Raw genomic sequence first — 24134 nt, forward strand, 5'->3', positions numbered from 1 at the left:
TATTACTTAATCCTTATAGTTATAGAAATAATATCCACTTTTTACATCATTTATATTGGTAATTTCAATAATTCTGATCCTTTTTTCTAATAACATTCTATGAAGTAAATTATTTCCCACAGCATTTGGTATTGATTCTCCATAGTTTTTTAATAGTTTGATAGCATTATTCACTGTATCAGTTCTGACCTTTCTTTTCTTATCAAAGTTACTCCATGCAAAATATATAATGGTTGTACTTTCTATTAAATTACATGCATCAAAAATACTCTGAAAATATGAATAATCTTGTGGATTTAGTGAATGTCCATATATTAGTATGTGACCTTTAACAGCCTCTTTCAAGTTGAAACTCTCATCTCCATCATATGCATGTATTTTTCTAGCCGTCTTTGTAAATAAGTATTTACTTTCATTTGACTTAATCCATTTTTTCGATTCTAAATCTTGTTCATCTATACCAAAAATGACTTCCTCTGAATGAATACTTCCATGAATATTAGTCATGTTCCACTGTTTAATATCATCATAGTTTCTAGTAAATGTTGGTATACTATAGTTGAAATTAATTAGTGAAAATATTGAATCATTAACAGAACTTGCAATTTTAGAAAACTCTTTGTATAACAATGAATTTCTTCTTTCATATTTGATTTTATTTAAGCGTAATTGATTACTGACATACTCTTTAAAATCTAATTCAATTATTTTTAATTGATCTAGAAGCCATTTATTATACTCTATTTGTGAAAAAGTCATTTCTTTCAATTCGAATGCTTTGCTTATTAAAGCAAACAATGGATTGAATGTTCTAACTAGACTGCTATAATTTTTACCTTGTTTTTGTATGTCTATTAGTGATATTTTGTTTTCTGAAATATATTCAAAAATCAGATTTTCAACATTATGCCACCCAGCATTCTTTTTAACTATTTTTTCACTAATAAAAACAACATCCCAAATGGATATCTGATCAAACAGCAAATTTATATCTGATTCTGTCATTCTATTTATAATTCTGTATATCGAATTATTCAAATTTAGCGAATTATCATAATCCATTTTAGATTGAATTTGATTAAAATAATCAATAGTAATTTGAAAATCCTCTTTACTATATCTTTGATTAAAATAATCAAGATAATCCGTTTTTAACCCACATTGAATATCAAATCCATTGCCTAAAACAAGTAGCATTTCACACCTCTTAATACCTTGATTTTAATTCATTTTTTTATTACATTAATCTATCTTTAATATTTCACATTTTGTAATTCTTAAATATGATTTGTTGCCTAAATCTTTATTTCTAAATTATCTAGAAGTTTGAAATTAACATCTCTTTTATCGTTAATAGCATCATTAACACTCTCTATTAGGAACTTTTTATAATAGTCACTTATCATATTAACCAAATTCTTAATATTGTTTGTTAGATCGTTTTTTTCTTCTCCGTTTATATAGCAAGTTTCATAGTCATCGTACATTAAAAGAATTCTATGATGACTAATCGCATTTCTAAGTTCTTTGATTGCTCTTAAATTTTGAATAACATACTCGTCACTATTTGGAAACATTCTCTTAAGATCTTTATCAGTGAATTTCTCGACTATCTGAATTAGTTGACCAAAATCTAGATCTTCTAATTCAAAGGCAATATTACTTCCATTTTTTAAGTTAGCTTTTATACTTTCACCTAATTTTAATGTAGAAAGTCCATGGTTATGGCTATTAGCTATAAATGCCCTGATTTGCTCTTCAAAGGCTGATATGAACTTGTATAAACGATTTCTAAGTCTTTTATCATATTTATATAAATCAGAGACAGTTTTATATTTAATCTTTCCATCATCATCTAATCCAATAAAATTTATCAATACCACATGATAAGCAACACCTTTTAAATCAAGATATTTACTGCAGCGTTCTTCTTCCTGCGCATTACTAAATATCAATTTCTTCATGAGTTTTGATTTTGTGATATGGATATCTATATATTTACTAGTTTTCCCAGTCATATTTGTTGTACACATTATTTATAGATTCAATAAATAGTTGATAGGACTTCTTTTCAATGTCTTTATTGTTATTCTTTAGTTTTAAATACTCAAACTTTAACGCTTCCCATAATCCAGCAGCCTCTATATTGCTAAGTTTAAAAGAATAGTTTCTACTTCTTGGTCTTTCATTCCATAAATAAGTAGGTGATGAAGCATTCTTGTCTCTTATAATGATTTTTTGAGATTGATTTTCTTGATCATCTAATACATCTTCCACAATTCCAAAATCACAAGAATGTACTATACTACTTTTTTCATGGTCTATTAACTTAATTGTAATTGCATTCTTATTATCTTTTGTCTGATAACCGTATTTTTTACCTATTTTTTGAATAATTTTGAAGAAATTTTCACGAATAATCTTTGCACTATTGTATCCTTTAGCTACTTTCTTAAGGCTTAGATTATAGTCAAAATCAAATCCCTTGTTAGATCCTATTTCTTTTGTAATGAGTTTTTTTCTGCCACTACCGATTAATGAAAATTGAAATGTATACTCTGGTTTCATTTCATCTTGAATTTCTCTAATAATTTCCTCAAACTTATTTCTAACCGGTGTATATTCACCTTTTACTACAAATTCATACGCCATATATTTAACTTTTGCACTCAACTTTTATTAATCTAGTTGTGTACCCCTATCCTCTCTAATTATAATTTCAAATCTATCATACTTATTGCTTTGAGTGATTTTTGAACAGAGTCCTATCAAATCTCTGTTATAATTTTCCAGTGCAAGTCTTATCTACACATTAAACTTATTAATTAAATCAATACTCAAATTTACATAGTTACTCAAACAAATTAATTTATAGTTTATCAAGAGAATCTTAATTTTTTTCAACCGATTTCATCTTATAATTACTTTCAATTTCGTACGTTCCTGATTTGGGTTTTAATATTTCATTCGACTTATTATCATGTTCTTTTGTAAATAAATACGTTAATGTAGTTATTAAATATATAGAGAAAATTAATATACATAACGATAATACTATAACTAAATCAGTTTGATTTTTCTTAAGTGCAAACACTCCAGCTGTAATAAATGATGCGTACACAGTTACACCTATACTCATTATCAGTATTATTTTACTTTTAGATAGCTTAACATATTCTGTGGGGCTTTTTTCAGACATCTTATTTCACCTCTCTTCCATAATTACTTTAATGTAGTAATGTAATGTAATATATATTTGTAAACCAGTTAGTATAGTTAAAATCAGCACACCATTATGATTATCTGAATAATTCAGATAAATCGTAAACATGACGTTAATTAGCATAGTTAACAAGAAATCACTAAAATAGATTTTATTATGTTTTGTAGCTAGTATTTTATGTCCACCATCACCAAACTGAAAACATATAATAACCACTGTGATCCCAAATCCGAATACTGCAGTGAATATACTTGTTCCATAATTATTTTCAACACCTTTGATACTAATTGCACTTAAGATACCGATGAGTGCACTCGGCATTTGTAGTGCAAATAAAGACGTTAATCTATATAGTTTATTATTTTTTGACTCTATAATGTCTGTTAAAAATGGTAAAAAGAATATCACGAAAATTATCACAACTTTTACAGATGTAATGTTTTCAAAGTATTTCAACTCATAAAATATAAACACTATTGGTATTAACAGTAATAATTTTCTAAGAATACTTATTTGTTTTTTTACAAATTTATCATCGCCCATTATAGTTCCTCACCTATTATTTAATCTATAATGAAAAAGACAACCAAAAAAGGTTGTCTTAAATTCATTACATTATTTATTTTACTTATCCAACATTTATACATAAACAAAGAATCCTCCCCTTGGATTATTTATTATGTATGTATTGCTCCCCCAAGCCACACATGTCTACATTGTATCATGTTTTTTTAAAATGTTAATAATTTACGGTTCTTAATGCATAAATATATGTCCATTTTCCTTGTAAAATACAGTAACTTAAGTATATAACATGAAAAATAGAAAAAACCTAACCATTTTACCGGTTAGGTTTTCTATCTATAATGTCATACACATATCTTATCCGGGGAGATTAGTCTTGTATATGTATTACATTTTGGTGTTCCAATATGGATTTATTAATATCTATATATAGTAGACCACTTAAAGTATCTAGTTTAGCTTCGATTACTTTACCATTTAATTTAAATGTTCTATTACCGTTGTTATTGTTTTTATACACGATGCGTGTAAGTTTGTTACCAATACTTACCATCAGTGTTGCTTCTTTTGAGAAGAATGCTTTTGATGGACGAAGTCTTAGGTGATCAAACTTTACTTCAAGGCCAAATAAACCACGAATTAAAGTTTTAAGTAATGTATTTGCAGAACCTGTATACCAGTCACTCATGGACTCACCGTCCATGTTAAGCTCCTCATTGTGTACATATGAGTTTGGCATAATAAATGGTGATGTAGACATTTCCTTTTTAGTAATAGGTAAAACTTTCAAGACTTGCTCATTAGCAAAATCTCCTTCACCTAACATATAAAGTGCTAAGACACCAAAAAGTGTTGCATGTACATAAGTTGCTGCATTTTCAGCTGTACCAGGTGGTAGGTTTATAATACGACCAAATCCGTGGAAGTCTTGCATGGCTGGATCAAATGTTTTTAGACCATATTTAGAGTCAAGATTATGGAATGCGTGTAATAAATGTGGTTTCATCTCAGGTGTATTTTTAATCATATCTGAGATGATATAAAAAGCATTAGAGGTTAAGCTATTTCTTGAGTGACCATCCGGGTCATTAAAGCTACCTACAAAGTAACTTCTGTCATGTCCCCAACCATGTAAAACGCGTTTTTCATCTTGCTTTATTACGACTGCGTATTTATTAATGCCTAAAGATAAATTATGTCTTACCACCTCATATGTGTTAATATGTTCATTTTGAGGATCAACTAGTTTTAAGATTTCAATCATGCGTTCTAAGTTTTCATATAGTTGGAGTGTTGCCATAACAGAAACACCATTACCATAACCTGAACTACCTTCAATTAAACCTAAGCCATCAAGTGCATCATTCCAGTCTCCGTATAATGCCTTTAGGCCATATGTACTTGGATCAATATTAGACACTAAGTAATTAGTAACTCTAATTAAGTGTTCTAATACAGAGTTTTCTACTTTAGATTTTTTAGCACTGTTTGGTTCAATACGCTCATAATACCCACATACTTCATTTAAGATATCATAATCCTCAGTATATGCTAAATAGGTATGAAGGGTTGAAATAATCCATAGACCTTGGTCAATAAATGGTCTTAAATCCATCCTCGGATTACCCTCTTTAGGAGGAAGCGCATATTGTCTAGGCGGTAATCCGGATGGATCAATAAAGGAAAGGACTTCTAATATTTTACTTCTTACATTTTTTCTATCCCAAATCAGTGATGATTCTAATTGTTGCATAACATCTCTAACACCTAAAAATACGGTACCTGAGTTTGAAGATAGGGATGAGAAGTGTATTTGGTAATTAACTAACTTTAAAAACTGATTTAAGACTTTATCATCTACTCGATTGTCATTTACACCTTTAAAGGAGATGCCAAAGTTATCAAAATCATAACTTTGAGTATTAGATAAACCTTCATATACTTTTTTAATTTCTTTATCAGTTAAATCAGATGCCATCATCTTATTTAATGTATCTTTATCGTGGCATGTTTCAATACGGTAACTACTAATGATGGTATCATAGGCTTTCACTTCGTAGTTAATTAAATCAGCATTAATTGCAGTATCTGTAAAATTTGTAACAAGGGGTGCTTTTTCAAATTTTAGACTTCGAATGCTTAAAGCATTACGAACTGATCTATAACGTTTACCTACATAATCAATTCTTGAAGTTGTATTTTGAATGTTTTTAGGTTTTGTATGAAGATGTCTTTTAACCACACCATAATTTTCAATTCTGGTGTGTCTATCAATATCTTCTGGTGCATCATATATAAACATGTTATTTTCATAACTTACCTTTTTAAACCATTTTGTTTCAATACTTTCACCGCTATCATATTTAAATAGCATATTAAAGAATGATGAAAGTGTAATTTGTTTGGTCTCTCCTGTTAGGTTGTGTGCTACTGTATTAAAGTAAATTTTAAAGTCTTTACTAATATAGACTGTAACCGCATATAAGAAGTTCTTAGTAACTGTAATATAGTAAGCTATATTTTTACTAAACACTGTGTAACGTTTATTTTCTATTTCATCATTACGCTCTGATACACCTAGTAAAGACACAGGATATGTGTTGTTACCATCTTGTTCAATTCCAAAAAAATCTAAAAATGGTTCTTTACCTTCTAAATTTGGCGGTAGTATATAGTAAGATGAATGGTTTATTGAAATATAACCTGATGCATATGCCCAAATGGTCATACCATTTACGGCATATGGAAACCTAGCTCCACTATTGACAGGATCTGTTATAAGTGTTAATTCATCATCTAAGTAGTAAGCACCACTAGCAAGCTTTGTAATATTTAATTGGCCACTTTCAAAAAGTGAAATTTTTTGATAAATACTGATTACATCTTGTTTAAGTTTCATGTTATCATATTCCTTTTAGTATATTTTTTAATGATTCGATAATGGATTCACTTTTTGACACATCATTTGTTTCAACAAATATTCTTAAGAGTGGCTCAGTACCTGAGAATCTTAAGAGTATCCATTCATCATTTTCTAGTACATATTTATAATTTGATTTATATTGAATCACTTGTTTGAATTCAAATGGTAGGTTTGTCTTTTTATTGAGAAAATCTATAAGTTTTTCTCTGTCGTCAAATACCATTTCTGCTTCTTTTGTATATCTATAAAAGTTTGCAAATTCACGTACTTCAGCTACAATCTGTGAAAGTGGTTTTGCAAGTTTTGTTACAATCTCTATCATTAAGAGCGCGGATAAGGTAGAGTCTTTACCCTTAACATAATCTCTAATGGTAAGACCTCCTGAGGATTCACCACCAATTAAAGCATCATGCTGCATCATTCCAGCTGATATATTTTTAAATCCTACATCGACGGTATGCGCTTTAAATTTTAGCTTTTTTGCAAGTGCATCAATAAGGTTAGAGGTTGCAATATTTTTTACAATATCACCAGACAAGTGTCTGTGTTTTACTAGATAATAATAAATAACTGCAAGTATTTCATTATTATCTACAAAGTTACCGTGCTCATCGATCATACCCAGTCTATCTGCATCTGAATCCAGACCCATAATAAGCTCATAACCTTTTTCCTTTTGAAGTTCCCGGTTTACGCCAATAACTTCTTCTAAAGGGTTTGGCAGGATATAGTTAAAGTTAGGCGTTTGATCCCCTCTTAAAAACTCTAAGTTTACTAAATTATAGTAACGTTTAAAATAAGGAATTGTCTTTACACCTGTACCATGTATAAAGTCTACTAATATCTTATTTTCAGCATTTGGTTTAATATCAATGAATTTTTTGACAAAGTTAAAGTAAGGTGATAAAAAATCAATTTTAACAACTTCTTTTATATCACGCTTATTTAATGAACCCGGTTCATTAATTAACTTTTCCAAATGGTTTGTTGCTTCTTCACTGGCATCTACTCCATGTTCAAAAAGTTTAACACCATTATAATTATATGGATTATGAGATGCAGTGATCATCATGCCAATTGAAATATTTAAGTAACGTGCCATATACATCGCAACCGGTGTTGGTGTAGCATCATCACTTAAATACACTTTAATACCGGCAGCAGATAATACTTCAGCAATTAAATTAGCTGTCTCTTCTGAATAGGCTCTAAAGTCATAAGATAAAGACACTTCTTTCTTATATTGTTTTTCTTTAATGTATTTATAGATACCTGTTGCGATTTTAACAATATTTTCCGGAATGAAATCTTTTCCGATAATTCCCCTAAATCCACCGGTAGTAAATCTAATCATTTTCAATTCACCTTGTGTGTTAAATTTATAAATAAATCATCATATGTGATATTTGTTCCCTCAAAAATCACATTGATGGCTCTAGTGCCTTCCACTAGATTAATTACGGATGTAAAGTTTGTAAATGTATTCGCGTTTAAGTTTGATACAATAATATCTTCACCACTTATCACATTTAAATCTTTATCTAAATACTCAATACGTACAACTGCGTTATTTGAAGCTTTGGCTTTGAGTTTAAGTGTGAGTTCAAAGGCATCATTTAACCCTGTAATAAGGGACTCAGCACTGCCAAGTAAACCAGTTTTTAATTCACCATTTGAAATCACTGCATCCCCTGTTAACATATAACCTGTTTCATAATCTAGATCACCGTGTGGTAAAAGGTTAGAAACTGGTTTTTTTATTGGCGCTGTTGGGTAAAATGCTGTTGGAGAGGATGCCCCAGTTGGACCAACAACATACGGATGATCCGGGAATGACTCATATTTGAAATATTCAACTTCTAAATAATCTGTTTCAAAGTTTGGATCTCCTGCCCAGTTATTTGGAAACCATACACCAATCCAGTATCTTGCAGACATCGTTGGAACTTTAGTATGTTCTGTATATGCAAGTTTGCCATCGATAAAGTATTTAATATGAGGCGTCGGTAGTGTATGCCATTCAAAACGGTATATATGCCAGTTTCCATCATTATGGAAACTATCCATTTGATGGGTGTGGTTGTTATAGTTTGTTTCGGTTAACCAGTTGGTTAACCAAACTGTACTAAAATCATTGCCTACGTTAAACTCAAAATCAATTTCACTATTAATACCATCTAAGTAGTTAAATGTCCAAAATGCTGTTGTTGCCCCAAAACGTGGCATGATTTTAGCTTTTACTTCAAAAGATCCTGGGCCAAATGCTTCTTTAGTATAGATAGCTCCCCCAGTGCGTTTTCCATTATTTTGTTCAACACCTTTTAATGGACCTTCATAGTAATCACCATTGGCTTGAATGAGTAAATTACCTTCTTCTGTGTAGTGTACGTTTTGGAAGATTACACCACCATGATGTGTACCTCCCCAACGTTGATTTGCAACAGCCCAAACATTGGAGTCAATACCATTTTTAAAATCTATGTTTAAACGTTGCACATCATCACCTTCTTCTACGATTTCGGGCCTGGGTTTTTTAGTTAGGTTAAAGAATAAATCATCGAAGTAAATACCAGAATCTCCTCCAATTAAAGACACTTCAACACGTTTAGTTCCAAGAGGTACATTAAAGGTAAATTCTTTACCATAGAATGTATCTGCTATAAAATCTTCATCGCTTGAGTTAAACTCAATCATATACTGATCAATTTTTTGTGTCTCTGCTGGGTAGAACTCTAATAAGACATATCCACTACCATTTAAAGGTAGTTTTGCATGTGCACTAAATGTCATTTCAAATGTTTCATCTAATCCTGTGACAAATTGATATGCAATATCATTTTGTGGAACAAAGATTCCTCTTGATCCGTTTAAGCCTTCACCTTCTAGTAGTTCCACACCACTAGTTACAGGATAACGCCAAGCTGGAGCATCTGTTTCAAAACCTGCATTTGAAATGAGGTTTGCTATTGGATGTTCAATCGCCTCTGATGGATAAAAGTTTGAAGGACTTTGATTATTTGCTGGCGTTGGTGTATATGGTTGTTCTTTAAATGGTGTATATTTGAACCAGTCTACATAGGTATAGTCTGTTTCAAAATCAGGTACACCTGCCCATGCATCTGGAAACCAGTTACCAATATTAAATTCTCCTGCATGATCTGGTACATAAGAAGATTGTGATGAAACTAATACATCATCAATATAATAATCAATACGTTTTGGATCTGTAAACCAGTCAAAACGGTATGTACGCCACTCAAAATCATTTTGTGCAAAATCTAAGGTATTAGACACTGTACTATATTCTGTTAAACTAATCCAGTTTGTAGTCCATACTTTTCTAAAGTCATTTTCGACGTTACTTTCGATATCTATTTCATGGTTCATACCATTATCATAATAGTAAGTCCACATAGCAGTAGTTGAACCAAAACGTGGCATAATACGCATACGTACTTCAAATCTACCAGGACCTAGTGCTTCTCTTGTTGTAATCATTGCACCTGTACGTCTGCCATGATTATTTCCAATACCACGAAGTGGACCATCATACAAGTCACCATTGGTTTGAAGAACTACAATACCGTCATTTGTGTAATGGACGTTTTCATAGATGACACCACCATTACCTACACCCCACTTACTATTACCAATAACCCACATATTCGGGTCAATTCCGTTATCAAAATCATCAAATACAATATTCTCTAAATCTAGATATTTATCTGGATCAAATTTTGGTTCTTCTTTTTCTACACAACTTACCAATAGGATAGAAAGTAGAAAAATCATGATTAAGCTTATTTTCTTCATATATTTGTCCTTTTTACTTTTTAGCAACGACACCAAATGCATTGGTTACACCCACATGGATGGCACCATAAATAATGTTTTCATCACCTAGGGTCGTAAACTTAATACTAATGTCTTTAATCTTTGGATCAAGTCCTTCTAAGACCCAATCGAGATATTGTTGACCTAGTGCTTTAATTCGGCCCCCAACAAAGAATTGTCTGTAGTTAAATATATAACTTAAGTTAGAGATTAACTCTCCTAACTTATGTGCAGTATATTTAACAACCTCTAATACTAATGCATCCTTTTCATAGAATGCTTTTACTACATCCCTATATCTAAACTTTTCACCAATCATTGTTGATTTCCCCATAAATTGTTGATAAGTTATTTGTTTTTTTATAGAGTTAATCGAACATATAAGGTCATACACTAAGTTATTACCAAATTGATCATATGTAGAGATAAGTCCAAACTCTGCTGCATATCCATGATCACCTTCAATAATCTTATTTTCATTAAGAATCGCACCACCCATACCAGAGTCCACATATATAAGTATTCCATTTTCAGTGATACGCTCTATTTTTCCATAATGCTGCTCACCAATAATTGCTAAGTTAATGTCATTTTTTAAAATGACATTAAGATGAAGTTTTTCTTCAAAGAATGCTCTAACTGAGACATCTTTAATTAAATTAAACTTCACTGAATTTTCAATTTCATCAGTAAACTTATTAATCTGACCAGGTGCAGATACGATAATTGAGATGATACTTAGAAAATCCTTTTCAAATTGTTTTTTCTTATTTAAGATAATTGTGCATATTTCATTTAAATCATCTAAGTTTAAAAATTCTCTGTCTTCTATAATCGTTTCATCAAAGATTTCTCCATTTAAATAAGAAAAGACAATTTTAATATAAGTAGATCCAAATTCAACAACACCTAAAATACCTGCTTCTTGTTTGATTGCATAAAGGGTGCGCTTATATTTTTCATTTTCATTATCGCTGTCTGCTAGATTTTCTACCAGATTCATACCTTCCATTTCAGAAAGTATCTTGAACACAGCTGTTTTAGATAATTTAAGGGCTTTTGCAATATGTGTTGCAGATAATTTTTTTGTGTATAAGAGTCTTAAGATAGACTCGATATTATTTTCCCTAATACCAGTATTTTTTACACCTTGTGCTGTCATTTTTTAAATCTCCTTTATTCCTAATTTATTAACATACTGATTAGGCAAACCACTTGCATAAGTGATTTGCCCAACCAATATTCATTTATATATCTGTTATGCTTGTTTTAATACAGGGGTGCTACCATCAATGATTGTCCATACATCACTACTAAAGTTTACATAAGTTGCTGCTGCAACAAAGCTTTCAGCACTAATGATATACGTACCATCATCTGCTACACCACCAAATGATACTAAGTTTGGAGTACCTACTGTGTCAACATTTGCAAACACATTTTCTAAAGTACCAAAGTTAGTAACTACTAGACCAACCGCTGTTGGGCCATTATCAGATACTGCTTTACCTAATACGATAATATTTTTAAGTAGTCCGTGGTTATGTTCTACAATTGCACCACCGTTTGCACCCCAAACATAAACTTCAATGTCTACAACAACATCTTGAATTGTTCCTGAGTTATTTGCAGCGAGTGCACCAGACCATGCGTTTGCTTCAAGAAAGCCTTCAAAGTGTGTGTTTTTAACAACACCAGTTTCTCCGATATAACCAAAGAAACCTTTATTCCATCCACCACCTGGCATATTGATACCTGAGATTTTATAACCTTGACCATCAAATACACCTGTAAATGGAATACCTACGATTGCTTCATCTTCATTAGGTGCAATACCAACTGCAGTCCAGTCCGTTGTTAAGACAATATCATTTTTAAGTTTATATGTTTTTGATAAAGCTTCTGGGTCAGTTTGACCAGCCAGTAGACTTAATAATTCTGCTTCTGTTTCAATATAAACTACTACTTCAGGTAATACGGTATCCTCATTAATTAATTGAGGTACTTGACCATCTACAATTAACCAAGTTGCACTATCAAAGTTTACATAAGTTGCTGCTGCAACAAAACTTTCAGCACTAATAATGTGTGTACCATCATCTGCTACGCCACCATTAGATACTAAGTTTGGTGTACCTACTGTATCAACATTTGCATATACATCTTCTAGTGTACCGAAGTTAGTAACAACTAGTCCAACTGCTGTAGGACCACTATCTGATACAGCTTTACCTAATACGATAATATTTTTAAGTAAACCATGGTTATGTTCTACAATCGCACCACCATTATTACCCCAGACATATACTTCAATGTCTACAACAACATCCATAATAGTACCTGAATTATTTGCAGCGAGTGCACCTGACCATGCGTTTGCTTCAATATTACCTTCAAAGTGTGTATTTTTAACAACACCAGTTGTTCCAATGTAACCAAAGAAACCTTTATTCCATCCACCACCTGGCATACTAATACCTGAGATTTTATAGCCTTGACCATCAAATACACCTGTAAATGGAACGCCTACAACACCTTCATCTTCATTTGGTGCAATACCAATTGCTGTCCAATTAGAAGTTAAGACAATATCATTTAATAATACAAATGTTTTACTTAAATTGTCTGGGTTTGTTTGTCCAGCAAGTAAGTTTAATAATTGTGTTTCTGTTTCAATATATACTGTATCATCTACAATTTCAGGATTATATACACCTGTAAATGTTTTTTCAGCACTAATTTCAGTACCATCAATTGTCACTACTACTGTAAATTGGAAGTTTGCAGAAATTAAAGCTGTATCAAATGTTACTAAACCTGATTCGCTTACTGATACGCCTGCCACTGCTTCTTTAAGTGCATAAATAATAACTTCACTACCTTCTGGGTTAATGACTTCTGCATTTATTTGTAGTTCACTTGATACTTCAACATCATGATTTAACTCAGTATTTTTAATTGTAATACCTAATTCAGGAACGATCACTGGTGGAACGAATCCTTCATGTTTTAATAATGGATATGTTCCATTTTCAATATACCAAACATCTGCATCAAATGAAGCCCAAGTTGAAGATGTTTTCATATCTACTGTAGGTAACATATACATTGGGTTTGTTGATGGACTAAATGCTGTATAGTTAGGTGTTTCAAGTGCTTGGTAGTCACCATACACTTCAATCATTGATCCATCATTAGCAACCACTAAACCAGCAGAACGACCTGATGTATTAGGGTTTGTTTCACTAACAACTTTACCAATACCGTAAGCATATTGGATTAAACCTCTATTAACAGATACTAGCGAACCTGCGGATGTACCTGTTACAGTAACTCTTACATTAGATACAACATTTTCTATTAAACCTTCGTTAATACCTGCGATACCACCGGACCATCCAGTTGCATTTACTATACCTTCAAATGTTGTATTCTTAACAATTGCAGTTGCACCAATTTGAGCAAAGAATCCTGCATTAAATAATGGTTCTTCACTTTCAACTAATATGCCACTAATTGTAAAACCATTTCCATTAAAGATACCATTAAATGGCGTACCTGGAATGATTTGTCCAGAATCAGTTTCAACTTCAGCAATACCAATTGGTGTCCATGGAGCTGTTAGTTCAATATCATTCATTAATACATAAGATAATGATAAACCACCTTCATTTGTATGAATTGCACGTAGTTCTTCTTCTGTTCTAATTTCAACAACTTCAACACCAACATTTACAACTGTAAACTCTAGTGTTGCACGAATTGTTGGATCATATACAGATGTTGCTACGACTGTAAATTTCATACCATCTTCAACAGCATTACCAACATTTAACTTATTACCAGTAATGGATACACCGGATACAATACCTTGGATACTAAATCTAATTTGTTGATTAGATCCTTCAGGTAATGCTTTTGCAACTAGTGTATGTTCACCTGGTGCTACAGTCGTTGAAGTCATATTAAATTCGATAGATTCAACATCTGGCACTGTAGTTGGTGGTTCTTCACTTGGGGTACAAGCGACTAACACAAGTGATAACACCAATAACATCATTGTAATTATCTTTTTCATTTATTTACCCTCTTTTTTTCTGTACTTATTGAGTACAATTTAATTTTAATTTATTAACCTTTTAATCCGCCGGCTACCATGTTTTCCATGATAGTGTTTCTAAATGCTATAAAAATTGCTAAGATTGGTACAATCGAGATAATCATAGTTGCAAACATTTCTGCGTATGCACCAGTTGAAACCATTGTTTGTGTTAAGTATCTAATACCTACTGCAAGTGTTGGATAGTTCTTTAGGTATATGGATGGTGTAATATAATCATTCCAAATACCAATACCATAAATAATAGCAAGAGATATCATAATCGGCTTGGCCATTGGTAACATAATTCTTAAAAACACTTGAAAATCAGAAGCACCATCTACAAATGCAGCTTCTGCATATGTAGGGCTTATGTTTTTAAAATACCCATGCATAATAAAGAATGTAAACCCAAATGAACCAGAATATAATATTAAAATCCCGAAAATAGAATTATATAAACCTAAGTTTTGCATCAATCTAAACTGTGCAGGCAGTGTACCTACAATCGGCATAATAAGCGTAAAGAGCGCTACACTATATAACAAATTACGTCCTTTAAATTTATAACGAGCAATGACATATGCTGCCATCGTAGATAATAACGTGTTAATTACAGTAGCTGCAAGTGTGATACCTACACTTAATAAAAACATATGCGTAATATTAAATGTACCTGCAGAAGTTTGCATGTTATAACCTAAGACACTCGTATAATTTCTAAAACTAAAACTTTGTGGTAATGCCCAAACATTAGTAAAGAATTCTTGATTGGTTTTAAATGAGTTTACAAACATCCAAGCAAATGGGAATATTAATGTAAATGCGTATACTGAAAATATTATAAATATGACCCAAAGTATTATTTTTGCTGGTGTTGAATAAAAGCGATGTGATTTCATTAGTATTCAACCTCCGTAAAGAATCTATTTAATGTCTTTCTAGTAAGTAATATTATCGGTAACCCAAATAAGGATAATACAATACCAAATGTCGCCATATATGCAATGTTTTGATTTTGAAGAACTGAGTTATATATTGCTAAGGCAATCGTATTTGTATCACCACTTGTTGGTGTTAAGAATAACGGTTGTAAGAGTGCAGTAAATACTGATGTCATACCTAGAATAAAGGTTGTTACAATGGTTGGCCAGATAAGCGGTATTACAACTGTTGTAAACTCTTTAAAAAATCCAATACCTTCTAATTGACCGTATTCCATTAATTCTTCTGGAATACGTGCAATCGCACCAGTCATTAGGATAATATTAAATCCTAAACCTACCCATACGCCATATACAAAGATCATAATTTGATTAGTAGGATAACTACCAAACCAAGATGGTACTACAACATTTGAATCAAACATACCAAAGAACCATTTATATATATCATTAACAGGTCCAAGGTTTGAATCAAATGTAAATGAGAATGCCATCGTCATTACTACAATAGGTAGAATGGAAGGTAGGAAGTATACAACTCTGAAGAACCCTGAAAATGGTAACTTCTTAAATAAGAAGTAAGAAAATGCCATCGATAAAGGTAATATAATTAAACTATTAACTGGCATATAGAAAAGCGAGTTTATAATAGTTCTTCTTGTCCATGGATCATTGATTACGCGGTCAAAAAACATAATGTAGTTATCAAATCCACTATAGATATACTTACCCTCAGTCCAAGAGAATTTTTGGAATGTCAAAACAATAGTATCGATGTTAACATACCCAAAGAACAGTAGAAACTGTAATACAGGGTATGCTAACATAAGCGTAATAAAAATGCGTTGTTTAGTCTTTTTCTTAAATATTCTCTTTTTCTTTATTTCGATACTTTTTTCCACTTAGTTTATCCTGCTATTTCTGATTGCCATTTTGACCAGTTGGCTTTAATGTGATCATAACTTTCTATAAAGATGTTACGAACATTATATTCATTACCTGCCGCTAACCAACCTTCTGGGTTTGTTAGATAATCACGGTTATTATAATGATTAAATAATGTTGCATAATATTGTAGATTTTGTGGTGGCCATTCTAGTCCCACTTTACCTTCTAGTATCATGAGTGAATTACTATAAAGGTTGAATTTTTGACTGTTTTGGTTAATTTCAATAATTGATTTAGAAAACTCTGATAGGTTTGAACTATCTAATTCTACCGTGTCATAGTTCATAGCAAGTAATACACCATTAGTTTTTTCTGTGAATGTTGCAATACTTTCATCTTTTGCTAGGAAGAGTAAGAACTTCTTAGCAAGCTCTTTATTTGGGGCTTTCTTAGGGATAATAATTGAGTCACCAGCACCAACAGTGTAGTTTACTCTAATTGGGTTGCCTTCATTATCTGTTTTAGCACCTGCTACAAATGGTGCTGGCATCATACGCATTTCCATAATATCCGGATTGATATTAGAAATCATTTCTGATTCTAACCATTGTGCATTAGGAATCATTGCTGCATAGCCATTTAAGAAGTCCATTTGAGCTGCCATATATTGTTTACCAACAGAATCCTCAACAGAATACAATGGATTTTTAGCAACCAGGTTCGTCCAAGCTTCTAAAGCCTTGTAGTGACCTTGATTGGTTTCAGGGTTAAAGATTTCACTAGATTCTGCTTTTTTATAATCATTAAAGAATTCTGTACCATTGATTTGAGCCCACCAGTCAAATACTAAGTAATCCCAGTAGTAAGTTTCTTGACTCCATACAAATGGTTTAATAGTAGCTGCATTAGGTTTTAAATCTGTTGGATCTACTTTGATTTTTGCATTATAGATAGTTTCTGATAATGCCACTAATTCATCATAAGTTTCTGGAACTTCCCAACCGTTTTCTCTAAACATTTTAGCGTTATATACAATACCACCTACACCGTTTGTCCAAGGTAATTTATAGTACTTACCACCAAACTTAGCTGTTTGAAGTAAACTTTGGTCTACTTTATCTTTTAATAAGACACCATCTTCTACTTCTTGTTCCATTAGATCATCTAGTGGTTCAATATGTCCTTGAACCGCTAAAAACTCCCAGTTAATACCGTGGGAAAAGAAAATGTCATCGTTTGAACCGTTTTGTAATCTGTTAGGAATATCAGATGCTAAATCTGGATTTGCCTCTACTGTTACAGTTACACCTGGGTTCTCTGCTTCAAATTGTCTAGCTAGTGTATTGATCCATACTTGACCATAACCACCTAAATAGACAGAAATCTTCAAACTATTTGGATCACTTGTTGTACATGACGCTAATATAAGTGCGCTTAATGCAATCAGTGACAGAAATATCTTTTTCATATTACTTACCTCTCATAAGTCAATTTAGTTTACTTTAACATTAGTATATCACATGATGAAATCGTTTACAAGTAAATTTAATTAAAAAAATAGTTATTTTAGGTTACTTATTCATTTTGATGTGATTATGGTGTAAAACCGTTACCATAAATTAAAAAGACAACCCTTGTCTCGGGTTGTCTTCTCTTCTTATCTTATTTATTTAATTGTTACGTGTCACATAGTTTAAAACTTATTTTGTATTATACTTAAGCTATTTTAGCATCTATTAAACTTAAGTGTTTATCATTTAGATTTAGTGCATGATAAAGTTTTATCACAGCAACATAATACCTGATTTTATCTCTGTTTGTTAAACCTTGGTAGATTTCAATGTTTTTCTTGGCTTGATCTTTTTCGTTTTTAGATACAGACTTTTCATAGTCATGTTTATGGTGTGTTGCAGATAAATATCTATAGATATCATGAACACTCTTAAACTCAGAGATGGTAAAGGATTTATCTAATAACTTTTGGTTTATGAGATAATCATAGTCCCTATCCATATTAAACCCACCTGCAGAACCACCTGATAAATAACCTGCAATCCGGTTTCTTTTTTCATTAAATGCCACATCTAATGTCACCTTTAATGTATGTTGGATAAAGTATCTAAATGCTTGCATATAGATATCTATATTAGGGTTTGTCTCTTTACCATTTAATATTTTATCAAAGTTAATGATAAGCTCTATGAGATAAGTAAGCTCATTATATAGTTTAGGGTATGCCTTATACTTAATTTTTACTTCTTCAAAGATATGATGTTGTTCCATTCTTAAATAAGTATTTGTAGGTATATAAATAATATCTTTATAGATGGACTTTTTAACACTAATTTTAATCCAGTTTTCTTTTATTTTCTTGAGTTCTTCTAATACTTCATGGTTACTATTTTTTAGATCATAAAGATAGACTAAATCTCTTGCAGTAAATAAGAGGTTATATACAATCTTTCTTGATTGTTCTAATTGATTAGTTAATAGACTTGTTAGATCTTTAATGAAGACATATTTAAAATCTAGACCCTTAGTTTCTTCTAGTGTGAGCACATTCACACTAGAAGGCTCTACTTGGTAAACCTTCATATAACTTTTAGTTTGTAGGAATATAATAAAGTTTTTAATTGAAATATCTTTGGATATCTTCTGATAAAGACTAATTAGTCTCATATAAGATGCCTTAGTTTGTTTATCTAAACCTAATTCATCCATCGTACGTAGCATGAAGGTTAAAAAGTTTGTTTTATCGATTAAAGGATCTTCTGCATAGTTAGATAGTCCATCCACTAATCTATCACAATCTATCATTTCTTCTTTATCTATATAATTTAATAAACCCTCTTTTTCTAGTCTTTTAATCATTGATGGTTTATCTTCATTTGATACAATCACTGCAATATCAAAAAGTTCTGTTTCAATCTCATCTTCATTTAGTTGTTTGATGGTACTTATCATTTCTTTATAGATTTCTTCTTCACTTGAAAGTATATTTAGATTTGGTTTAAAGTGATCTTGTCTCATATATTTGATTTCTGGAATTAAGCGAGACGTATTCTTTTCAATCATACTAGCAAACCTTAATATAGATAGATTTGTCTTGTAGTTATCAACTAATACTTTTCTTTCAAAGTTCTTATCTAAATACACATCATATAAATAAGTAGACTTAATATCTATATCTTCCATTAATTGATCATCATTACCCAAAACATAAATGTTTTGGGTATTGTCAAATAACTTAAAGACAAACGCCTTATTACCACCATAGATATCTTGTGCATTATCAATAAAGATATGGCTATACATATTATGATACTTATTTTGAAGTTCCTTATCTTCAGAAAAGAGTTTGAATGCATAACTTACAAAATCTTCATTTAAAGAAACTTTATGTGTCTTTAAATAACTTTCATAGATATCATCTATTTTATTCTTATAATTCATAAAAATACTTGGTTTAATCTGATATGCTTCATACTGTTTCTTAGTAATCATAACCTCTTTAGTGATATCATCTTTAATCTTATCTAGTACTTCTTTGCTTAAAAACTTTTTATTATAACCTTCATAGTCTAAAATAACCTTTAAAGCAAACATTTCCAGTGTAAAAATGGATATGTTTGAAATATCTAAAAGTTCATCTAATTTATTCATGATATTATACATATCATTTACTGTTGTTGTAAGTATAAGTATATGTTTAGGATTTAATTTAATTTGTTTCACTAAGTAGTCTATACGTTCTACTAAAACGTGTGTCTTACCAGTACCAGCACTTCCAATTAATAAAAAATATGGTGCATCTGTTTTAATTGCGTACCTTTGATCTTCTGTGTAGTTATAATTCATAGAAATTCCCCTAACTTCTATTGTTGTGTCATAGTAGTATTATATCATGTTCCATATGGCATCAACCTTTATCAAAAGATGATATTTTTTTCTTTTGATATTCTGAAAAAACAACAAGAGCGTATATTCTAGTAACTTTTTCTCTTGTTTTATGGATGACTAAAGTATCTTAATTTATCAAATTTATTCACTTAAACATATTGCCTTAACCATATTTAATTTTGATTTATACAATTTGATTAATCAAGTGTTTTATGGTAGAATCAATACATTAATAATCGCTAAAAGGAGTTAAAGATATCATGTTTAATTTAGATACCATCAAAAATTTATATTATGTATATTCTCCTTTAAAATCAAATCGTGAGTTAGAAAAAAATTATATCACAACTACACATAATGAAGCCCCTTCAAATGTTTCCATTCGAACACATTACAATGATATAATTCTCAAAAATTTTCTAAATGAATCAGTCATAAAGGCAGCTTTTATTCAAAAATATTCTTTTCAAAAATCGCCAGATTCTAATGTCACAGCATTTGAGATTAATGTAGGTGGTAGTAGAGCTGACCTTTGCTTATTAAATGGTAAGAGTGTAGTATATGAAATCAAAACTGAATTTGATACATTTAATAGGTTAGAATCTCAACTACTAGATTACAGAAAAACTTTTGAGTATATCTACTTAATTATCCCAAAATCAAAGTTAGGAGAAGCTCTTAGCTATCTTACACCAAATGACGGCATCATTATCTATTCTCAAAATAGACATCAAAAAATCCTATTTAAAGTTTACAAAGATGCTATAATAAATCCTCTAATTGATTCTAGATTTCAACTAGAGCAATTAACCAAAGCACAACTTTATAAACTAACAGGTGAAAAAAATGGTGATAAGAATGTATTGGTTGATAATATCTTATCAAGTCACACTGCTGATGAAATTAACAAAATATATATTGATTTCATTAAATTGAAGTTTAAGAAAAGATGGACTTACTTATATCATCATAGAAATCATATTAATCCCCTGGATTATCAATGGTTTTTCAAAAACAACATTGACTCAAGCATAATCTATAGATAGTAATTCTATAGATTTTTTTTTATTTGCGTCAAATATCTTAACATAGTATAGTAATTCCATATTGCCCAGTTTCCAAATTTTTCTTTCATGTAGTTTTCCTTCATTAGAGCATAGGCCTTACATTCACCATCAGGATCTAGTTTGTGTTCATATTTTCTAATTAATTGGTCCATGACATATTCAAAACCGCTTGCTCCTTTTTTAGAATCTACATTCAAAACAGAAAAAAATTGGTTTTGATTGTAGTCAAACATTAAAGATAAGGCTGACCCTTCACCATTGCTACCTGTACTCGGTAAAGCATTTTTATATCCAAGATAGTCAGCTACTCCATCAAAATTATATTCATCATAGTTTTTTAAGATGCTGTTATCTATCAAATCTGTAAACACACCATCTTTAAAACTTCTATTTGCTATGCTCTCCTTTCTTGGCGAGTGCAGAATTATATTTTGATATTGTCCAGTCCTATTGTTTAAATCTTCAATATCAAAACAGTATGGTTCAATGGATTCTTCATTGATATCAAATATGAATAAATCGCTTCGTCTTAATATGTTATCCAAATTAGTAAAGTGTTTTTGAAATTTATCAGCTGCTATTCTTATGGCGATAGTATTCGTAAATTTCTGTAGTTCTGTTACAAAATCCACCAATAAGTTGGAGTCATCAAAATACTCTCTAACACCCTTCACCGATATTACTGGCACGCCATAGTTAGATAGCGCTACTTTTTTCAGCATTTCAAAATATTCTTTGTGAGTAGATTTTCGATTTTCGAACGAGAAAGTTAGTTTTTCGTTATCTTTGTATCTATACTCATTCTCAGCGAAAACAAATACATCAATGAAATATTGATAACCAAGATTTTCATCATAGTATTCAAGCAACTCATCAAATGAGTTTACTTTTTTATTGATTTTATCAAATATGACTTCTATTATCGGTGCAATATTACCACCAAATAAATCTCTATACTCTGTAAAAATTTTGTTTTCATACATTCTATTTTTCATAACTGGCAAATAAATCATTTTAAAATCCTCCTTTTACTATTTTTTTAAGTGATTCATTTCATTGTATTCAATTAATTTATCATGTTGTAAAAAAGACACAACAATACCTGGTATTACTTTATTCTTCTTTGAAAAAATAATTATTTCTTCATCACTGAAATTACGTTTTTGAGTAAATTGACTATAAAGTTCCTTATCAATTAAAAATTCTTTTGCCTGTTTATTCGCCAACTCTTCCACTTCTTGTTCATCATCAAGAGTTATATTGTACTTATCTTTTCGAATATCATTATTTTTAATATGTATGAGTTCATGAATCAATGTAAAATAATATCTATCAATTTGCTTATATCTATCAGACAACAAGATAAGCGGTCTTCCATGATAATCCCTAACGGCTCCACGTATTTTAGCATTAGGAATTGATTCGTAAAAGACAACTAGTATACCCAATCTATTGGCAAATTTGGTAATGTTTTGTTTAGCAAGTTCAAAATCTTTTGTGTAGATCAAGTTCTTTATCATGTGAAATTTTCGTAAGAAATTGTCATGATTAAATTCAGGTAAATTTTCAATATCATTTTGCAACTCTATTTCCTGTTCAGCCAATTTTACCCACAATAATATTGCTTCTCTTGTTCCTCCATCTTCATGGAAACTATATTCTATTTGATTAAATAAACCATCAATTTCTTTTACTGATGAAATACCCATTATGCTCAACAATGAGGTGATTTGTTCTTTAACTGACAGTTCCATACCTTTAAATATATGTTTGAGTTGGTATTTTCTAACAATTTCCATAGCATCATGGGTGTCATTCGATTCCATTCTTAATAGATGTAATCTATGTGCAACTTCTAGATCCATCCAAAATTCAGCTTTTACTCCTTTGAATACTTTTTCCAGTTTAAGGGCGAACTCTTCTGTCAATTTAACCTTACCGTTAATTACATTTGAGATATGTCTTTGACTACTCTCAGTGATAGCTGCAAGTTCTTTTTGAGTAATATTATTTGACTCCATATATTCTTTAAGTATATTACCAGGAGAAACCATAAAATTAAAATTCATTATTATATCCTTTCTGCTCAATGAGTATCAACTATATCGAGTATCAATATCTCATCAATATCATTCTCATCTAGTTTACTTTCATCTGGTACAGTAAAAATAAGACGATAATTTCTAGATAGGTCAATCGACCAACAACCTTCGTACTTTCCAGTTAACTTATGTTTCCTGGGAGGAGGATTGTGAGAGATTAGCGATAAATTTCTAACAGCACGTAACTCGGTTAGTCTAGAAATAAGATTACTATAAAGTGGTGCATAGTACTTTTTTATTAATCTATCATTAGTCAATATTTTTGCCAATTTATTTGTATTGAAATTGATTATCACCTATTGCCCCTCCTATCTACCCTTACATTATAATTGATTATACATATTAAGTCAATATAAATAGTAATTAAGGGTAATATTAATTTTGACATAAATAAAAGCCTTGAATCTAAATAGATACAAGGCTTTTACATTAGTGGTTGAAGTTTATTTAAAACCTTATCCCCACTATGAATATAATTCAGATCTACATATCCGGGGAGATTAGCTAATGATCTCAATTATACTTTGGTTTTTCAATAAAGATTTAAATGTAATTTTAAAGCGTTTTCACAACACAGATATCATTATAACAAACTTTTTATGTTTTGTTAAGCCATTATCGGTATATTG

Annotated in this window: 18 protein-coding genes; 1 reads left to right on the top strand and 17 read right to left on the bottom strand. The window is 30.8% G+C overall.

The annotated features are described in order from the left end of the window. Positions 1-6: 6 nt before the first annotated feature. The 14 genes from ACL_RS05225 to ACL_RS05290 all read right to left on the bottom strand — a co-directional run bounded on the left by ACL_RS05225 (position 7) and on the right by ACL_RS05290 (position 20294). Positions 7-1197 carry an AbiH family protein gene (locus tag ACL_RS05225; protein WP_012242997.1) on the bottom strand — a complete coding sequence of 397 codons (1191 nt, stop codon included), beginning with the start codon at positions 1195-1197 and terminating at the stop codon, positions 7-9. Positions 1198-1295: 98 nt separating this feature from the next. Next, the gene (locus tag ACL_RS05230) at positions 1296-2018 is read right to left on the bottom strand and encodes an Abi family protein (RefSeq protein ID WP_041634183.1); all 723 of its coding nucleotides are present in this window, start codon (positions 2016-2018) and stop codon (positions 1296-1298) included. After that, positions 2002-2673, bottom strand: coding sequence for a hypothetical protein (locus tag ACL_RS05235; RefSeq protein WP_041634186.1), 672 nt, complete (start codon positions 2671-2673; stop codon positions 2002-2004). Before ACL_RS05235 ends, ACL_RS05230 begins: the two co-directional genes overlap by 17 nt. A gap of 217 nt (positions 2674-2890) precedes the next feature. Further along, positions 2891-3139, bottom strand: coding sequence for a hypothetical protein (locus tag ACL_RS05240; RefSeq protein WP_143215640.1), 249 nt, complete (start codon positions 3137-3139; stop codon positions 2891-2893). Between the two features lie 66 nt (positions 3140-3205). Then, on the bottom strand, positions 3206-3766 hold the full coding sequence (locus ACL_RS05245) for a hypothetical protein (RefSeq protein WP_041634190.1): 561 nt from the start codon (positions 3764-3766) through the stop codon (positions 3206-3208). Between the two features lie 352 nt (positions 3767-4118). After that, positions 4119-6647 carry a GH36-type glycosyl hydrolase domain-containing protein gene (locus ACL_RS05250; RefSeq protein ID WP_012243002.1) on the bottom strand — a complete coding sequence of 843 codons (2529 nt, stop codon included), beginning with the start codon at positions 6645-6647 and terminating at the stop codon, positions 4119-4121. 4 nt (positions 6648-6651) lie between these two features. Beyond that, complete coding sequence (locus tag ACL_RS05255) at positions 6652-8025, bottom strand: phosphoglucomutase/phosphomannomutase family protein (RefSeq protein ID WP_012243003.1); 1374 nt, start codon at positions 8023-8025, stop codon at positions 6652-6654. A gap of 2 nt (positions 8026-8027) precedes the next feature. Then, positions 8028-10484, bottom strand: a complete 2457-nt coding sequence (locus tag ACL_RS05260) for a glycoside hydrolase family 16 protein (protein WP_012243004.1) — start codon at positions 10482-10484, stop codon at positions 8028-8030. Between the two features lie 13 nt (positions 10485-10497). Next, a complete protein-coding gene (locus ACL_RS05265) occupies positions 10498-11667 on the bottom strand; it encodes an ROK family transcriptional regulator (protein WP_012243005.1) in 1170 nt (389 codons plus the stop codon). A 96-nt stretch (positions 11668-11763) separates the two neighbouring features. Next, entirely contained in the window at positions 11764-14583 is a 2820-nt protein-coding gene (locus ACL_RS05270; protein WP_012243006.1) for a hypothetical protein, read from the bottom strand. Positions 14584-14636: 53 nt separating this feature from the next. Then, positions 14637-15506, bottom strand: a complete 870-nt coding sequence (locus tag ACL_RS05275; protein WP_012243007.1) for a carbohydrate ABC transporter permease — start codon at positions 15504-15506, stop codon at positions 14637-14639. Further along, complete coding sequence (locus ACL_RS05280; RefSeq protein WP_041634198.1) at positions 15506-16450, bottom strand: carbohydrate ABC transporter permease; 945 nt, start codon at positions 16448-16450, stop codon at positions 15506-15508. The genes ACL_RS05275 and ACL_RS05280 overlap by 1 nt, the downstream gene beginning before the upstream one ends. Before the next feature lie 5 nt (positions 16451-16455). Continuing rightward, positions 16456-17904, bottom strand: a complete 1449-nt coding sequence (locus ACL_RS05285) for an ABC transporter substrate-binding protein (protein ID WP_012243009.1) — start codon at positions 17902-17904, stop codon at positions 16456-16458. Positions 17905-18152: 248 nt separating this feature from the next. After that, the gene (locus tag ACL_RS05290; protein WP_012243010.1) at positions 18153-20294 is read right to left on the bottom strand and encodes a UvrD-helicase domain-containing protein; all 2142 of its coding nucleotides are present in this window, start codon (positions 20292-20294) and stop codon (positions 18153-18155) included. A gap of 302 nt (positions 20295-20596) precedes the next feature. Between ACL_RS05290 and ACL_RS07305 the strand changes: the two genes are divergently transcribed. Further along, positions 20597-21382 (top strand): sce7726 family protein, encoded by a 786-nt coding sequence (locus ACL_RS07305; RefSeq protein WP_012243011.1) that lies wholly within the window; start codon positions 20597-20599, stop codon positions 21380-21382. A 5-nt stretch (positions 21383-21387) separates the two neighbouring features. On the opposite strand, the gene ACL_RS05300 is transcribed toward ACL_RS07305, so the two are convergent. The 3 genes from ACL_RS05300 to ACL_RS07605 are packed head-to-tail and all read right to left on the bottom strand — an operon-like array spanning position 21388 to position 23801. Further along, the gene (locus ACL_RS05300) at positions 21388-22416 is read right to left on the bottom strand and encodes a hypothetical protein (RefSeq protein WP_012243012.1); all 1029 of its coding nucleotides are present in this window, start codon (positions 22414-22416) and stop codon (positions 21388-21390) included. Between the two features lie 18 nt (positions 22417-22434). After that, positions 22435-23472, bottom strand: coding sequence for an XRE family transcriptional regulator (locus ACL_RS05305; RefSeq protein ID WP_012243013.1), 1038 nt, complete (start codon positions 23470-23472; stop codon positions 22435-22437). 17 nt (positions 23473-23489) lie between these two features. Then, complete coding sequence (locus ACL_RS07605; protein ID WP_012243014.1) at positions 23490-23801, bottom strand: type II toxin-antitoxin system RelE/ParE family toxin; 312 nt, start codon at positions 23799-23801, stop codon at positions 23490-23492. Between the last annotated feature and the right edge of the window lie 333 nt (positions 23802-24134).

The sequence above is a fragment of the Acholeplasma laidlawii PG-8A genome (assembly GCF_000018785.1).
In the GTDB taxonomy this organism is placed as follows: Bacteria; Bacillota_I; Bacilli_A; order Acholeplasmatales; family Acholeplasmataceae; genus Acholeplasma; species Acholeplasma laidlawii.

Excerpts from the sequence above, each read along its gene's own strand:
- ACL_RS05275 (WP_012243007.1), bottom strand. The coding sequence starts at position 15,506 with ATGAAATCACATCGCTTTTATTCAACACCAGCAAAAATAATACTTTGG.
- ACL_RS05285 (WP_012243009.1), bottom strand. The coding sequence starts at position 17,904 with ATGAAAAAGATATTTCTGTCACTGATTGCATTAAGCGCACTTATATTA.
- ACL_RS05300 (WP_012243012.1), bottom strand. The coding sequence starts at position 22,416 with ATGATTTATTTGCCAGTTATGAAAAATAGAATGTATGAAAACAAAATT.
- ACL_RS05230 (WP_041634183.1), bottom strand. The coding sequence starts at position 2,018 with ATGACTGGGAAAACTAGTAAATATATAGATATCCATATCACAAAATCA.
- ACL_RS05245 (WP_041634190.1), bottom strand. The coding sequence starts at position 3,766 with ATGGGCGATGATAAATTTGTAAAAAAACAAATAAGTATTCTTAGAAAA.
- ACL_RS05240 (WP_143215640.1), bottom strand. The coding sequence starts at position 3,139 with ATGAGTATAGGTGTAACTGTGTACGCATCATTTATTACAGCTGGAGTG.
- ACL_RS07305 (WP_012243011.1), top strand. The coding sequence starts at position 20,597 with ATGTTTAATTTAGATACCATCAAAAATTTATATTATGTATATTCTCCT.
- ACL_RS05305 (WP_012243013.1), bottom strand. The coding sequence starts at position 23,472 with ATGAATTTTAATTTTATGGTTTCTCCTGGTAATATACTTAAAGAATAT.
- ACL_RS05250 (WP_012243002.1), bottom strand. The coding sequence starts at position 6,647 with ATGAAACTTAAACAAGATGTAATCAGTATTTATCAAAAAATTTCACTT.
- ACL_RS05260 (WP_012243004.1), bottom strand. The coding sequence starts at position 10,484 with ATGAAGAAAATAAGCTTAATCATGATTTTTCTACTTTCTATCCTATTG.
- ACL_RS05225 (WP_012242997.1), bottom strand. The coding sequence starts at position 1,197 with ATGCTACTTGTTTTAGGCAATGGATTTGATATTCAATGTGGGTTAAAA.
- ACL_RS05270 (WP_012243006.1), bottom strand. The coding sequence starts at position 14,583 with ATGAAAAAGATAATTACAATGATGTTATTGGTGTTATCACTTGTGTTA.
- ACL_RS05290 (WP_012243010.1), bottom strand. The coding sequence starts at position 20,294 with ATGAATTATAACTACACAGAAGATCAAAGGTACGCAATTAAAACAGAT.
- ACL_RS05255 (WP_012243003.1), bottom strand. The coding sequence starts at position 8,025 with ATGATTAGATTTACTACCGGTGGATTTAGGGGAATTATCGGAAAAGAT.
- ACL_RS05265 (WP_012243005.1), bottom strand. The coding sequence starts at position 11,667 with ATGACAGCACAAGGTGTAAAAAATACTGGTATTAGGGAAAATAATATC.